Source organism: Sediminibacterium sp., assembly GCF_051861365.1.
In the GTDB taxonomy this organism is placed as follows: Bacteria; Bacteroidota; Bacteroidia; order Chitinophagales; family Chitinophagaceae; genus Sediminibacterium.
Genome location: NZ_JBHYCW010000003.1, coordinates 1 through 14,506, shown reverse-complemented (window position 1 = coordinate 14,506; position 14,506 = coordinate 1). Strand labels below are relative to the sequence as shown.

Here is a 14,506-nt window from a genome sequence, read left to right as displayed (position 1 = left end):
GCAAGTTAAAAGTTATTCGAGATACCTCACCGTTCTTGTCATTCTGCCTTCTGAATTGATGCCTTCCAACACCACTAATAATTTTTTAGAGAAATCATTATTATAAAACTCAATCCGAAAACGAGGTGTTTTTTTATTGGTAAGAATATAAGGATTCCAATAGAGTGTACTTCTGGTATCTGCTTCGTAAGTAGGTTCTTTGGTATAAACAGGATTATAAAACTCTTTAAACTTGGAATAGCCTGCAAGTATCGTACTTTCCATCCCTTTTTTATTGGGATCGTTTCGTTGCACATCCCCACCTTTCTTTGTATAAATAGCAATCGCTCCATCTGCACCCCCACCTCCTGATCCGAAGAAGGGAGGGCGCATCACTTTAATGTAAGCGATATCAGTAATAGGAATACTCTGCACCATATCAACATTTGTGATCATTTCATTCAAATACAAAGATGGGGTACCTCCTCGCCAACTCATCGACATTTGAGCACCACTACCAGAAATTTGTAAACCTGCAACCTTACCTTGTAAATAACTAAGAACATTCAAGGCACCGGGCATATTGTCATTGGCTAAATCAAAACTGTAAGCATCTCCACCGGAGAAAAGCCCACTCGCATATTTTTCATCCAAAATCTGAGTGGGATCTTTGACTTTCGCCTTTACTACTACCTCTTGTAATGTAGCTGTTGCCATGCTTCTACGCAATTTCTCTTGTTCCTGTAAGAATAAATTCATCCTTGCCAGCCCAATACTATCCGACCACACCTGAAATACAGGCATTTGCTCCATTCGAATAGTACTACCCGGTTCTTTCTTCAATAAACCATTTCCCAATTGTACCTGTCCAACAAAACCTGTTTTATTTTTATCATTGAAATTGTAGTAAACACGTGCTGTATCAAAGAAAATAGATAATGGTTCATCAAAAGAACCATCTTTTTGAATAGGGATAAAATAGATACTAGAACTACTGTCCTTTCCTTTGACAATTACATTTAATAATTCAGGACCATTAACTCTTCCTGATTCCATCCCGTATACTTTTCCTTTTAGTTTTATGAATTCTGTCTCAGGTGCATACTTTAGTACAGGTTGCGTAGCTGCTTTCAATTTATCCCAATCAAAACGTCTCCACCCATTGGTAAGCATTACAAGATCTAATCTGGAAGTAATGGTATCTGCATCGCTTTTTAAATAATATGCCGGATTATGGATATAACCCCTGAGCTGATGGCTGATGAGAAAATCAGAGAATATTGTATGCTGTTCCTCACCGGATAATTCGGCATCTGTTATTGAAATAGACATATTAGCAGCCGCAGTATCAGATACCAATATTTCCAGTATGTTTTTACCTCTCTTTTCAAGACTTACAATACCTGGATTGATCTTAGAATTATACTCATGCATCCGATTGTTCACAAATAAAATCCTTTCTTCTAAGGGTATCCAATCATTGGTAAATAAAGAAAATTGAAGAATTCCTGTCTGCAATTCTTCAATGGGGACCGCAGTATTGATCACGGTCTTAGCAGTCATATTCAATCGCAGTTTGTACACAGGACGTTCATTCATATGAACCAATAGAAACAATTGCTTCATGTTTTCAGCAACTGTTGCAGTTCTTTCTACTTGTATTAAAGCCTTATCATTAGTTCCGGTAATACTGAGCGATAATCCCTCTTTTTGTATACCCGTTAACTGCGTACTTCCTTTCATACCATATTCATCTATCCAATCAACTCTATATTGATCTTCCGGTACAGGTTTCAGAAAAAAGAAACCCATACCATCATGCTTCACACGCAAGGTATCCAGTACTTGATTTTTTTGATTCATGAGCTGGGCTTTCACCATTACCGGACGCCCCTGTTGATCTGAGGCTTTAAAAGCTATCTTTTCATCGATCCCATATACCAAATTGCCACCCTCCGGAAATAACTCTAGTCGGGTTTTACGTATGGGTTTCGTTTTAGCAACAGGAATACCTTTATTGATGGGAATATCCCGCTGGTAAATGAAACTGGTATCATCATTCAACATCCAGCTGGTATAGGCTTTTACTCTTACAAATTCACCTTTGTAGTCGGTAGGAATATCAAAAGACCCTTTGGCAGTTGCCTGAAACAAAGGAGCAACAGTCTGACGCAACATTTTACCTTCTGTATCATACCAATTAACATAAACATTCTTACTTAACGGACTTGGTATATATTCTGCCAACAGGTATAATTTATACCAGATGGTCTCTTCTTTATTATACAATTGCTTGTCAAAATGAATATGCATTTTCTCTTTTGGAAAAATATTGGCATATGCATCCATAATAGAGTCTATTTCCTGTGCAACCACTTTACCGGGTACCATGCTCAAAAAAAATAATCCAACGAGAAAATAAAAATGCTTCATTCCAATCATTTTGTGGTGTAAGATAAAGCATAAAATTAGTGTTTGATTTTTCTGTTATAGGTGGGTGAATGTTAAATTCGATGGGATGCGGATCAAGAAACTCAAGAAAATTAAAATTCAGACAATCAAATATTGATATCGTATTCCTGATTAAATCCTTAGTACATTTGATCAGATCGATTGATTGACACTGTGAAAACAACCCAACTCTTAAAAAATCTGGCATCCCGCAATGGTTTTGATTATTGCGGCATCGCAAAAGCTCTTCCATTAGATGAAGATGCCCGCAGATTAGAGCAATGGCTGAACCGTCATATGCACGGATCTATGTCGTATATGGAGCGATATTTTGATCTCAGGATTGATCCTACGAAGTTGGTACCGGGAGCGAAATCAGTGATCACACTACTAAAAAATTATTTCCCTTCTGAACAGCAACAACCCACTACTCCAAAGATTTCTAAATATGCCTGGGGAGAAGATTATCATGAAGTCATCCGCTCAGAACTCAAACAGTTATTGGATGAACTCAAGGTTTCAGTAGGCGAAATTCAGGGACGTGGTTTTGTAGACTCAGCTCCCGTATTGGAAAGAAGCTGGGCCACGAGAAGCGGTGCCGGTTGGATCGGTAAAAATGGAAACCTGATCACCAAACAAGCCGGATCCTTTTTCTTTATTGCCACTTTAATCGTTGATATAGAACTGGATTATGATGACCCTTTTGCAAAAGACTATTGCGGTACTTGCAAAAAATGTATAGACGCTTGTCCAACAGAAGCCATTTTAGATAATAAAGTCATTGATGGAAGCAAATGCATCAGTTATTTCACCATAGAACTTAAAGACACATTGATACCGGATGAGATGAAAGGGAAATTTGATAATTGGATGTTTGGCTGTGATACCTGTCAGGATGTTTGCCCCTGGAATCGATTCAGTAAACCGCATCATGAGCCTGCGTTTAGTCCATTGCCTGAAATTTTGAATTTAAGTAGTCATGAATGGGAACTTCTGACTGAAGAAGCATTTCAAAACATATTTCGTCATTCCCCATTGAAACGTAGCAAATTCAAAGGAATTCAAAGGAATTTATCGTTTCTGAAAAGCGATCATTGATGTGTCATTATTTGATACCCAAATACATTTATCATATTGTATTATGGAACGCAGATTGTCATGATCTTCATGATTGACGCTGATTTTATTCGCGCATATTATAACTCATCATATCCAAAGGTTCGTAGAACTCCTTCGAAGATTCAGATGGGAAAAATCTGCGTACCATCATTTTCTAAATCATTTACCATAAGCGATATGCTACTTTGAAACACACTCTTTTAAATGTATAATCAAATTTTCTTACTGTTGTTGATTCAGAACTAATCCATGGCGTACTTGATGGCCATACCCAACTAGAAAAAGGCAATGGATGGTATTCTTCCCCCATTTGCTTTACCGAAAAACCTGTACTCATCAATAAGGAGTTTCGCTTACCAATTTTTATAGTATATCCAATTCCAATATCAGTATACAATCCATCAGTTTGTTTTACTGCATTCGAGGAAGGTGGTAGTATAAAGCGGGGATCACGTGTATCTTGTACCCAAGAGAAATTATACCCAACATTAGCATAGGTAAATACTTTTTGCTCTTTTCCAAAGTGATAACGCACATCTGTAAATAATGGCACACTTCTCATTTCATAATAATCAATACCCGCCCCCAATCCAAAATGCCAATTATTTTTTACCAATCCGCCAGCCAGTTGAATTTGTGTACTTGTGCCGCTAGACCCATCGATTAAAGCTATCTGAGGCATAAGATAGGAAGTCATTTTTTTTATTTTACCTGTTTGCGCCTGAAGATGAGTTGACAAAAAACAAATGGCTGCAATGAATATATTTTTCATTTCTCGCTAATTAATATGATTAATTTTTTTTGACTTCAATTTTCCCAATGATCTCGGCATTTATAGGTTGACGATAATCAATCAGGAAAATTCCATCAGATGCAACAGCAATGGCATACCCTTGTATGGCAATAACATCATGGGGATCAAACCCACTCACGGTTTTGATATGTGTAACATTAGACGGATCTGCTACATTAAATAGTTTTAATCCATCTGTACCATCACAAATCAATAATGTATTTCCATCTTTTGAGAGTCCTTTCGGAGATTTTAACGGATAGGTCTTCAACAATTTCGGACTAAAAAGATTTTTGATATCTACTATATCCAACTGATTACTAAAACCGCCACAGAATGATCCACCACTTAAAGTAACATATGCATGTGTATCATCTGCTACTACAGGATCACAAGACCTAACATGGGTAAATTGTCCAAGTAGTGAAGGCTGATCAGGATTGGATGCACTATAAATAGACATTCCACCTTGGGCACCAATGAATAAATTATTTTTATAAGGAAAAATGGTTTCAATATTACCTTGAATAAGATCAACCTTATTCACATAAGCTGGTGCGTCGGCCTTTGCTATATTGAATACTTTCAAATCATCATGACTTACCGTGTACATTCTGTTTTGCTGTAACCCAAATCTTGCTGTAGAACCTGCAATAGCAACAGAGGCTGTTCCTGAGAAAGAAGAAGCGGAAAAGCCCCCACGAGAACTCAACGTGAACAAACCGGTGCGTTCAAAAAAATAATTGCGTGAGCCACTGGAATAGGGATAAGATATGGTTGTATCAACACGTATCCATTTTTGGATCACCAAGCCCGTATCTGCAAAAAAAGCTCCGTAGTAGCGATGTGGGAAAACACCGTTCAAAAATTGTTTAACTGTTACCTGAAGAGGGTTGGCAATATCAATGGTTACCAGATCAGTATAACAATCTGCATAGAGATAGTTCCCATTAATAGCCATGTCTACACAACCCGGAATGCTAATAAATGATATTTTTTTAGGGTTTGCAGGATCGGCAATATCGATGATGTGAACACCTTTATCTACATCATTCAAAAAGAGATAGTGATCTTTTAAAATAATCTTACCGGGTTTTTCAATCTCAACAGAAGGTGCGTTCTTGATACCGGCTTTAACTTGATCTTTTGTTTGATACACCGGTCTAAAAAAACTGTAAGATTCTTTAACAGTATCTTTCATGCAAGAAGCAACTGTAAATGGAAGAAGTAGCAGCAGTAAGTATTTCGTTTGCATACAAGAAGATTTGTAGCATACTGACACCCCACTTTACAGAACTGTTGCACCTTATTTTTTGCTTTTAGAAAGCAATAAAGACATTTTAATAGAAGGACGATACAAGTGCTGGTTAAATCCATTTTGTTTTGATACATTACTCAGCATATAATGTATTTGTGGACCAACAAATAAACGTTTCTGCTTTCCTATGCCAATTTCTAGACCTGTGACCGCATCAAATTGCATATTGCGTAGTAAGGATCTGTTTTTAAAGTAATAGATATTATTATTGGTAATGCCTACATGAAGACCATTACTACTTACCATAAGATTGGCACCAACACCTGCATACCATCTAAGCTCTGTTTGTTTCAACCATTTCAATGAACGATACCATTGAAGACCTAATCGAATGAAATGATAAGAGGCGATATAATTTACACTATCTCTTACCCCATAATACACATTGGATTCATTCGATCGATTCACATTACTAAATTGTAATGTTCCCGAATTAATACCACCAATTCTATATTTTGTTTGATACAACTGATATCCAACCTGAATACCCAAGCTATTCTTTTTCTTTTTACCGATCGTTTTACTCATTTCAACAGACGTACCAAATGAAAAATGATCCTGCACTTTGGGTCTGATCAAATTGATAGGACCAGAACCGGGAGATGCCGTTGTTGACAATCCTGAGCCTATGAAGTTATTGTATGCAGCATTACTACTACCTTCAAAAAGGGAGCCTAATGAGTTACGGATACCACTTTTCCCGATGAGTAATTCAGCTTTCCAATTCCATTGAGAAACTTTCTTTGAATGGGTCAGCGTTTCTTGGGCTATAACAGCTATTGTATCATATTGCAAGAGACCAATAGTAGCTGTTTCACTGATGCCAATAATTTCAGGGATGATCAATACGCTATCATTTTTTGAATGCGTAATAGGCAAATCTGCTTGTTCAGTGTTCGCATTCATTGATAAAGTAGAAGAAGCTATCTCTTGGGAACTAACCGATACAAGTTCGTTTTTATTTGTTGTTTTTGTAGATACCAGAAGATCCGTAGGTATTACAGTCTCATCTGCTTGGTTGTTTTTTTGGTGCGTAGTTCTGTTTGTAATGGGTATTAATGATTCCGGTAATGGTGAAGAAGTTTTTGTTGACGGGTTGATCTTAGCGGCTTCTGTATTCTGAATGATGCCTTGCTTAGTTTTTAGCTGAGAAGATTGTAGGCTTTTAGATGTCTCTTCTTTGCTTGCTATCAATAACCAAAATGAGGCGCTAGATAACCCTATTAAAAGTGTAAGCAGCCAAATTGCCCAACGACGTCTTCTTTTTTGCTGCAGGCTTGCGGCAACAGACTGCCATACTACATCATTGGGTTTGATGCGCAAACCAGAAAGTTCTTCCCTCACTTGTTCTTCAAAAGATTTATTGGGCATATCGATCTTTTTTTCCGTTAACAGAATATTTTTCCAACCAGCTAATCAATAATGCCCTGGCTCGAGCATACTGTGATCGACTGGTACCTTCACTGATCCCTAATATTTTAGCGATCTCCACATGTGAATATCCTTCTACTGCATAGAGATTAAAAATGGTTTGATAACCGGCGGGTAATTGCCTGATGAGATTTAAAAGATCTTTCATCTGTATTTTCAAATCCGGCTGGTGATTGTCTACAGGATGCAAATGACTGTCTTCAAAACCAAGATCCAATTGATATTGTGGTTTGCGCTTCAAATAATTGATCGCCGTATTCACCATAATCCTTCTAATCCATGCGCCCAGATCACCTTCTGAACGAAACTGATGCAGGTTTTGAAACACTTTGATAAAACCTTGTTGCAGTACTTCTTCTGCATCATTCATACTCTTGGTATAACGGAAACAGGTACCCAGCATTTGCTCAGCAAATGTGTCATACAGCAGCTTTTGTGCAGCCGGATGTTGCCTCAGGCAGTCTTTTACCAATTTCTGTTCGTCTAACATGCAGTATATTCAGGGGGTTGACCCGGTTAATGGTACTTGCGTTGCATATGGGTAAAAAATGGTGGCAAAACTACCATATTCGATGCCAAAACAACTACCATTTACATCCTACATTTGCCGTATGAGTATTGCAATACGGGATAAAAATTCTATTTGGCACCCTTTTACCCGACAAAAAAATATGGCCGATCCCATCGCTATTGTCAAGGGTAAAGGATCCTTATTGTTTGACGAACAAGGGAATAGCTATATTGACGCTATCAGTAGCTGGTGGGTAAATTTACATGGACATGCACACCCATATATCGCAGAAAAATTATACCAGCAGGCTTTGGAATTAGAACAGGTAATCTTTGCCGGATTTACACACCGGCCGGCCGTGGAACTGGCAGAACGACTACTGACAATTTTACCGGGAAATTTTTCAAGAATATTTTATAGTGACAATGGGTCTACCTCTACAGAAGTAGCATTGAAAATGGCTATTCAGTACTGGTGGAATCAGGATCAGAAACAAAGAAACAAGCTCATCGCTTTCAAAAACAGTTATCATGGAGATACTTTCGGAGCCATGAGTGTAAGTGATCGAAGTGTTTTTACATTGGCTTTTCATGAACTTCTTTTTGATGTTGTTTTTCTCGATACACCTACACAAGAAAATATCAGTGAATTAAAAACCATCATGCAACAGCATGCGGAAGAAACAGCTGCTTTTATTTATGAGCCGTTGGTTCAAGGTGCTGGAGGTATGAACATGTACGATCCTTACCTGCTGAATGAACTGTTGAATACGGCTAAGCTCAATGATATCATTTGTATTGCAGATGAAGTAATGACAGGATTTGGAAGAACAGGAAAGTTTTTTGCCAGTGACTACATGAATAAGAAACCGGATATTATTTGTTTGAGCAAGGGTCTTACAGGAGGAACGATGGCACTAGGCGTAACAGCTTGTACAGATCGTATCTATCAGGCTTATGTAGATGATGATGCGATGAAAACATTTTTTCATGGTCACTCTTTTACCGCTAATCCCCTAGCATGTACGGCGGCATTAGCAAGTTTGGATTTGTTACAAAAAGAAGAATGTTTATTACAAATTGAAAAAATCAGTGCGGCGAATATTTCATTTGCAGATCAATTACGTACAACTGAATTACCAATTAAAGATATTCGCAGCTTGGGTACTATTCTTGCATTTGAAATAGACCAGGGCAAAAAAGAATACCTAAATCAGGTAAGTTCAGTCATCACAAAAAAAGCATTGGATGCAGGCATGTACATTCGTCCACTAGGAAATACAGTTTACATCATGCCGCCTTATTGTATTGAAGAAGAGGAATTGGAGAAAGTGTATAAGTTTCTTCTTTCGGGTTGGGGGTTGAGTTGATAGTTGACAGGAAGAAGTAAAGTAATTCTTGCTAATTACTTTACATTAATTATGAGTATATAAAATATATAGTCCATGATTTACTGTCAACTGTCAACTATAAACTGTTAGCTTACTCCCTCTTTTTCGGTGGCTTATAATCAAATGGCAACATCGTTGCCAATTTTTCCCACCAACCCCAGTAACCGGATGTGATCAGATCCAGACCTTCGAAATAACTACCATTGGCTAATACGGAGATGGCATTTTTTTTAGGGAGGACAATATCTGATACAACAGGTGTTTTCGGTTGAACAGATAAGGAATTCATTCGTACGTACTCATCTGGAGCTTGTTTGTATTTGTAGATCACTTGCAGATGATCATCAAAATACAATCCGGCGGTAAAGCTATCTATGGCAAATGCAATACTATCGCCAGGTAAAAGCTGATTGATCAATATTGCCATTTTCTCAGGTTGTCGTATTACTTTTCGGTAATAATCTGAGCTGTCTTTATTTCCATTACCCAACAAGCTATCGTTTACAACAATATTACCATTACTATTGATATAGGTTCTGGAATTATAGATATTTCTGACTCTTTTCTTTTCTTCTTCACTAATCTTAATCAGCTTTCTTATTTCAAATCCCTCTTCAATCAATTGGTTTCTAAATAGCGATCGCATAAAGTGCATCATAGAACCATAATATGCTTCTGCGCGGTTTCTTTCCCAACGATTCAGTAATCTTTTGCGATCTGTTTCAATATCCTCGAACAAAGGATACCCTTGAAAATAAAATATTCTTGTACCATAGTTATACTCAAATACTTTTAAATCATAGCGTAAAATATACCCCAGTGCTCTGTTCTCCAGTATAATTGGCTCATCAGCAAATGCGCGAAGAATATTTTCTTTTTTATTATAACGAAAACGAATGGTCTCCGGATTTTTAAGTTTACAATCTGTAGCTAAAGCAGATGTACCTATAAAATTTTCTATAAAGAATTTTCCATATCGTTCCCATCCATTTTTTTCATATGGTTCTACAACTACTTCTTGTAGGATATTCACTTTAGGCTTTAATACCACTTCAATAAAAGCAGGTAATTGCGCATATTGAATAGTGGTTACATAGGTTTCATAACCAATACAAGATATTACTACATCAAAACGACCTTGCGGAAATCTGTCTAAAACAAATACACCTTCTGCATTCGTAACAGTTCCAATAGATGTATTACTTAAAAAGACATTGGCCAAATGAATGGGTTGTTTAGAATCACTGGCGATGACTTTTCCTCTCAATGCTTGCTGAGCAAAGGAAAGATGAAGACTTGCAATAAGGATGATCAGTGTCAATATGATTCTCATGCCATGATTTGAAGTAACAATTTCAATGAAAAAAGCCATCCGACCAGACGGATGGCTTAAATATTAACCTCTTTTAACATTGATCACAGGCCAAACAATCCAATATTGAGGAGTTGTAATGTTTTTGTTTTATGCTCACTAGGAACCAGTAAAGAGACATTATGCGTACTTCCTCCATAACTCACCATCGTAACCGGTATTTCCTGAATTGCATTAAATAGTTTTTGTAATACAGCATCCGTTTGAGCTATTTCATTTCCTACAATAGAAACAATGGTTTGATCTTTCTCTACTTCTACTGTTCCGAATGGCTCTAGTTCTTTTACGATACTACTGAGTGCCGTATCCGTATCAATGGTAACAGATACCGCTACCTCAGAAGTAGTGATCATATCAATAGAAGTACGGTATTTCTCAAATACTTCAAACACTTTTCTTAAAAATCCATAAGCCAACAGCATTCGACTGCTCTTGATCTTGATGGCGATGATCCCATCTTTTGCTGCTACTGCTTTCACACCTACACTACCTGCTTCTTTGGTGATGACGGTTCCGGGAGCATCCGGCTGCATGGTATTCAACAATTTCACAGGAACATTCTCTTGCTGTGCCGGCCAGATACAAGTAGGGTGTAAAATTTTTGCACCGAAATATGCCAACTCCGCTGCTTCATCAAAACTTAATTGTTCAATGGCTATCGTTTTATTAACGATACGCGGGTCATTGTTATGCATACCATCAATATCAGTCCAGATTTCACATACACTGGCATGAATAGCCGCAGCTACAAGAGAAGCGGTATAATCACTACCACCTCTTTTCAGATTATCGACCTCCCCTTTTGAGTTGCGACAGATATAGCCTTGGGTAATGAATAATTTTTTGTCTTTATGAAGTTGTAGTTGCTGACTCAATTTAACTTTGATACTCCCCAACTGTGGCTCTTCATTGGCATCAATGGTCATGAATTCAAGAGCGGGTAACAACATATGATCGATTCCTTGTTCCTCAAGGTAGCAACTGAATAATTTGGTACTCATCAATTCACCCTGTGCCAGAATATCTTTATTCAGCGCTTCACTAAAAGAAATACGCAAAATGATATTAAGGAATTCAAAATGTTCGGCAATGACTGCATTGGCTTTAGCGCGAACAGTATCTGTTTTTAGGAGATCCAGCACAAACTGTCGATAATGTGCTTCTAATTGATCGATTTTTTGTTTAGCTGCCTGTCTATCACCCTGAGATAAACTGTTACTGATTTCCACTAAAGCATTGGTAGTTCCACTAAGTGCACTGAGCACTACTATTTTCGGTGTCGCATCTTTGGTAATTAATTGTGATACCTGATGCATACGTTCCGGCTTACCTACGCTGGTACCGCCGAACTTCATTACTTTCATAAGATTCCCCCTCCCCCGTTTTTTATTGGTTAATGAGGTGCAAAGGTAAATTATTGAGACGTTAAGTTCTCAGGGATTTTAAAGAACAGTTGTTAGCTAGATCAGCGGGTTAGGCCATCCATTCGATACCGAATTTTTCTCCCACTGCTTTCAAATCCTCTACTACACTCGCCACAATGGGTACTCCCTTTTCCATGCGCTCTTTTTCATATTCCCTTTCCGGATCTCCGGGTATCAACACACGGTCTTGTCCGGGCGCAGGCTTTGCATTACGAAAACGAGTGATCCAATTATCCATATGCGTTGTAAACTCCTCTGCTGGACGAAAAGCGTCTACGCGCATCGCGCCAAAAAAATGTCCGAGACCTTTCCCCGGCATATTTTCGGGCATGGGCACATATGCAGGAAAAGGTGGGGCCCAAGGACCATAGCTTCCTCCACTGAGTACTGCGGAAAAAATATCAACGATGGCACCTAATGCATAGCCTTTATGACTTCCATGCTCGCGATCGCTACCCAATGGAAGTAGGGCACCTTCTTTCTTTAAAATATTGGCATCAGTAGATGCTTGACCTTCTTTATCCTGTACCCAACCCAACGGTGCTTCTGCATTTTTTCTTTGCAGTATTTCCAATTTGCCGTTTGCGGCTGTGGTAGTGGCCATGTCTGCTACAAAAGGAGGTTGTTCTCCTGCAGGAATAGCTACTGCGATAGGGTTGGTACCCAACATTCTTTCAATGGAAAAAGTAGGGGCTACCAAGGCACTTGCATTGGTCATGGCCATTCCAATCATTTGATGCCCCAATGCCATCATCGCATGATAACCTGCAATACCGAAGTGATTGGTATTGCGAACACTTACCCATCCAGTACCTACTTGTTTGGCTTTTTCAATAGCGATCTGCATTGCAAAAGGAGCTACTACCAGACCTAAACCGGCATCCCCATCTACTACAGCAGTTGACGGTGTTTCATGAACCACTTGAATATTTGGGGTTGCATTGATCCTGTTCACTTCCCACAATCGAACATAGCCACTGAGTCGGGCTACACCATGACTATCAATACCGCGCAGGTCTGCGGATACCAAAACAGTGGCTGCAGTAGTGGCATCCATATCAGAACAGCCCATTTTGATGAATACTGCTTTGGTAAATGCATACAACGATTCATAAGTATATACCTGATCCATGGCTGCAAGTTACGAATGGAGAAGCAGTGGAAAGAAATGAAACGAAAATATTACTCCTGATGCGCGCTATAGATTCCATTCTTAATAGCATAGATAGCAATACCTGCGGTAGTTTTTACATCCATTTTTTCCAAGATCTTTACTCGGTGGCCTTCCACGGTACGAGAACTCATGAAGAGTAATTCTCCGATTTCTTTGCTGGTTTTTTCTTCACAAATGAGTCGGATGATTTCTTTCTCTTTATCAGAGAAAAGTTTGGAAGTATCTGTTTTATAAGGATTGAATTCACTTCGGGCAATGAGCTTTACTAGACGGCCTGATGTTGTTTTACAGTAGTAGGGACTTCCTGTGTATACCATTCTGATGGCATCTATAATTTCTCCCCGATCTGCATTTTTAATGATATAGCCCATCGCACCGGCTTCCAAAGCATCGATGACCATTGCATCGCTATCAAAAGAAGACAGTGCAATGGCTTTGATAGCAGGATATAATTCTTTGATTCTTTTGATGGCTTCAATACCATCCATTTGAGGCATCTTCAAATCTGTTAAAACAATATCCGGCTGGAGCTCTTTTGCCATTTGTATCAATTGTTTTCCATTGGCGGCATCTCCCACTAACTCGATCGCAGGCTCCTTCAACAGTAATAATGAGAGCCCATCTCTGAAAATATCATGATCGTCTGCTATCAAAACACGAATACGAGGCAGTTGTTCCATATCTATAAAGGTATTCTGAAATGATATTCTGTTCCACTTCCGGGAATTGTTTCAAGATATACTTTCCCTTTTAATATTCCAGCTCGGCGAAGGATATTTTGTAATCCTAAACCTTTTCCCTGATCCATCACTTTTTCTTTGTCAAATCCACAGCCATTATCCTTTATCAGGATATTCAATTCATTTTTCTCCTCATACAAATGAATCCTAATTTCAGAAGCATTCGCGTGTTTTATTGTATTATTCAGCACTTCCTGGAATAATCGGAAAATATGGATTTCTTTCTCTTTGGTGATCGCTAAATCTTTGAGTGAATTATTGAACTCTATAGATAATTCATTGCCCTCGGCCAACAACTCAGTTATTTCAGTAATAGCCGTAACTAAACCTTTCTTCTGCAAAGTATAAGGCATGATATTGTTGGATATCTCTCTGAGTCTCTTGGCTGTGTAGGCTCCCCCAAAAAGTTGTCCATTCTTGGTTAGAGTTAACGGGAAAAAGCTTGTTAATTTTAAACTTTGAAAGACATGAAAAAAGGAAGATTTACCGAATCGCAGATAGTATCTGCCATGAAAAAACAGGAATCAGGAATTGCTGTTAAAGACATTGCCCGAGAGATGGGAATCAGCGAAGCAACATTTTACAACTGGAAAGCAAAGTATGGAGGTATGGAAGTGAGCGATGTTGTAAAGATGAAGCAGATGGAAGCCGAGATCAGTGAATACAAAAAGATTGTAGCTGAATTGAGCCTTGAGAACCGAGCCATGAAAAACCTGATTGCAAAAAAGTTTTAACGCCTGAAGCGAAACGGGAAACTGCGCATCATCTGGTAGAAGAAGAGCAGTTAAGTAACCGTAAGGCGTG

At 38.4% G+C, this 14,506-nt stretch carries 13 protein-coding genes; 3 read left to right on the top strand and 10 right to left on the bottom strand.

The genetic code is table 11. The features are described from left to right. Positions 1–12: 12 nt before the first annotated feature. On the bottom strand, positions 13–2,412 hold the full coding sequence (locus ACTIEV_RS01740) for a hypothetical protein (protein WP_322197185.1): 2,400 nt from the start codon (positions 2,410–2,412) through the stop codon (positions 13–15). 192 nt (positions 2,413–2,604) lie between these two features. Here ACTIEV_RS01740 and queG point away from each other — a divergent pair, with 192 nt between their 5' ends. Beyond that, complete coding sequence (queG, locus tag ACTIEV_RS01735) at positions 2,605–3,528, top strand: tRNA epoxyqueuosine(34) reductase QueG (RefSeq protein WP_322197186.1); 924 nt, start codon at positions 2,605–2,607, stop codon at positions 3,526–3,528. A 184-nt stretch (positions 3,529–3,712) separates the two neighbouring features. Here queG and ACTIEV_RS01730 read toward each other — a convergent pair whose 3' ends face one another. Genes ACTIEV_RS01730 through ACTIEV_RS01715 form a run of 4 tightly spaced genes read right to left on the bottom strand, consistent with a single transcriptional unit; the run spans position 3,713 to position 7,581 of the window. After that, complete coding sequence (locus ACTIEV_RS01730) at positions 3,713–4,321, bottom strand: hypothetical protein (protein ID WP_322197187.1); 609 nt, start codon at positions 4,319–4,321, stop codon at positions 3,713–3,715. A 19-nt stretch (positions 4,322–4,340) separates the two neighbouring features. Beyond that, complete coding sequence (locus ACTIEV_RS01725) at positions 4,341–5,597, bottom strand: LVIVD repeat-containing protein (RefSeq protein ID WP_322197188.1); 1,257 nt, start codon at positions 5,595–5,597, stop codon at positions 4,341–4,343. Between the two features lie 51 nt (positions 5,598–5,648). Beyond that, positions 5,649–7,031 (bottom strand): hypothetical protein, encoded by a 1,383-nt coding sequence (locus ACTIEV_RS01720; RefSeq protein ID WP_322197189.1) that lies wholly within the window; start codon positions 7,029–7,031, stop codon positions 5,649–5,651. Then, the gene (locus ACTIEV_RS01715) at positions 7,021–7,581 is read right to left on the bottom strand and encodes an RNA polymerase sigma factor (protein ID WP_322197190.1); all 561 of its coding nucleotides are present in this window, start codon (positions 7,579–7,581) and stop codon (positions 7,021–7,023) included. Before ACTIEV_RS01715 ends, ACTIEV_RS01720 begins: the two co-directional genes overlap by 11 nt. A 121-nt stretch (positions 7,582–7,702) precedes the next feature. On the opposite strand from ACTIEV_RS01715, the gene bioA reads away from it, so the two are divergent. Continuing rightward, positions 7,703–8,971: an adenosylmethionine--8-amino-7-oxononanoate transaminase gene (gene bioA, locus ACTIEV_RS01710; protein ID WP_322197192.1), complete on the top strand. Its 1,269-nt coding sequence runs from the start codon at positions 7,703–7,705 to the stop codon at positions 8,969–8,971. Positions 8,972–9,083: 112 nt separating this feature from the next. Here bioA and ACTIEV_RS01705 read toward each other — a convergent pair whose 3' ends face one another. The 5 genes from ACTIEV_RS01705 to ACTIEV_RS01685 form a co-directional block, all read right to left on the bottom strand. Continuing rightward, a complete protein-coding gene (locus tag ACTIEV_RS01705) occupies positions 9,084–10,325 on the bottom strand; it encodes a carboxypeptidase-like regulatory domain-containing protein (protein WP_322197193.1) in 1,242 nt (413 codons plus the stop codon). 83 nt (positions 10,326–10,408) lie between these two features. After that, entirely contained in the window at positions 10,409–11,719 is a 1,311-nt protein-coding gene (locus ACTIEV_RS01700; protein ID WP_439515946.1) for an aspartate kinase, read from the bottom strand. Between the two features lie 118 nt (positions 11,720–11,837). After that, on the bottom strand, positions 11,838–12,920 hold the full coding sequence (locus ACTIEV_RS01695; protein WP_322197195.1) for an Ldh family oxidoreductase: 1,083 nt from the start codon (positions 12,918–12,920) through the stop codon (positions 11,838–11,840). 50 nt (positions 12,921–12,970) lie between these two features. Further along, a complete protein-coding gene (locus ACTIEV_RS01690) occupies positions 12,971–13,642 on the bottom strand; it encodes a response regulator transcription factor (RefSeq protein WP_322197196.1) in 672 nt (223 codons plus the stop codon). 2 nt (positions 13,643–13,644) lie between these two features. Then, positions 13,645–14,055: a sensor histidine kinase gene (locus tag ACTIEV_RS01685; RefSeq protein WP_439515945.1), complete on the bottom strand. Its 411-nt coding sequence runs from the start codon at positions 14,053–14,055 to the stop codon at positions 13,645–13,647. A gap of 114 nt (positions 14,056–14,169) precedes the next feature. Between ACTIEV_RS01685 and ACTIEV_RS01680 the strand changes: the two genes are divergently transcribed. Continuing rightward, complete coding sequence (locus ACTIEV_RS01680; RefSeq protein WP_439515944.1) at positions 14,170–14,436, top strand: transposase; 267 nt, start codon at positions 14,170–14,172, stop codon at positions 14,434–14,436. Positions 14,437–14,506 lie beyond the last annotated feature (70 nt).

Bases quoted from the DNA above. Each gene is read 5' to 3' on its own strand.
- ACTIEV_RS01740 (WP_322197185.1), bottom strand. From the start codon at position 2,412: ATGAAGCATTTTTATTTTCTCGTTGGATTATTTTTTTTGAGCATGGTA.
- ACTIEV_RS01730 (WP_322197187.1), bottom strand. From the start codon at position 4,321: ATGAAAAATATATTCATTGCAGCCATTTGTTTTTTGTCAACTCATCTT.
- ACTIEV_RS01725 (WP_322197188.1), bottom strand. From the start codon at position 5,597: ATGCAAACGAAATACTTACTGCTGCTACTTCTTCCATTTACAGTTGCT.
- ACTIEV_RS01720 (WP_322197189.1), bottom strand. From the start codon at position 7,031: ATGCCCAATAAATCTTTTGAAGAACAAGTGAGGGAAGAACTTTCTGGT.
- ACTIEV_RS01715 (WP_322197190.1), bottom strand. From the start codon at position 7,581: ATGTTAGACGAACAGAAATTGGTAAAAGACTGCCTGAGGCAACATCCG.
- bioA (WP_322197192.1), top strand. From the start codon at position 7,703: ATGAGTATTGCAATACGGGATAAAAATTCTATTTGGCACCCTTTTACC.
- ACTIEV_RS01705 (WP_322197193.1), bottom strand. From the start codon at position 10,325: ATGAGAATCATATTGACACTGATCATCCTTATTGCAAGTCTTCATCTT.
- ACTIEV_RS01700 (WP_439515946.1), bottom strand. From the start codon at position 11,719: ATGAAGTTCGGCGGTACCAGCGTAGGTAAGCCGGAACGTATGCATCAG.
- ACTIEV_RS01695 (WP_322197195.1), bottom strand. From the start codon at position 12,920: ATGGATCAGGTATATACTTATGAATCGTTGTATGCATTTACCAAAGCA.
- ACTIEV_RS01690 (WP_322197196.1), bottom strand. From the start codon at position 13,642: ATGGAACAACTGCCTCGTATTCGTGTTTTGATAGCAGACGATCATGAT.
- ACTIEV_RS01685 (WP_439515945.1), bottom strand. From the start codon at position 14,055: ATGCCTTATACTTTGCAGAAGAAAGGTTTAGTTACGGCTATTACTGAA.
- ACTIEV_RS01680 (WP_439515944.1), top strand. From the start codon at position 14,170: ATGAAAAAAGGAAGATTTACCGAATCGCAGATAGTATCTGCCATGAAA.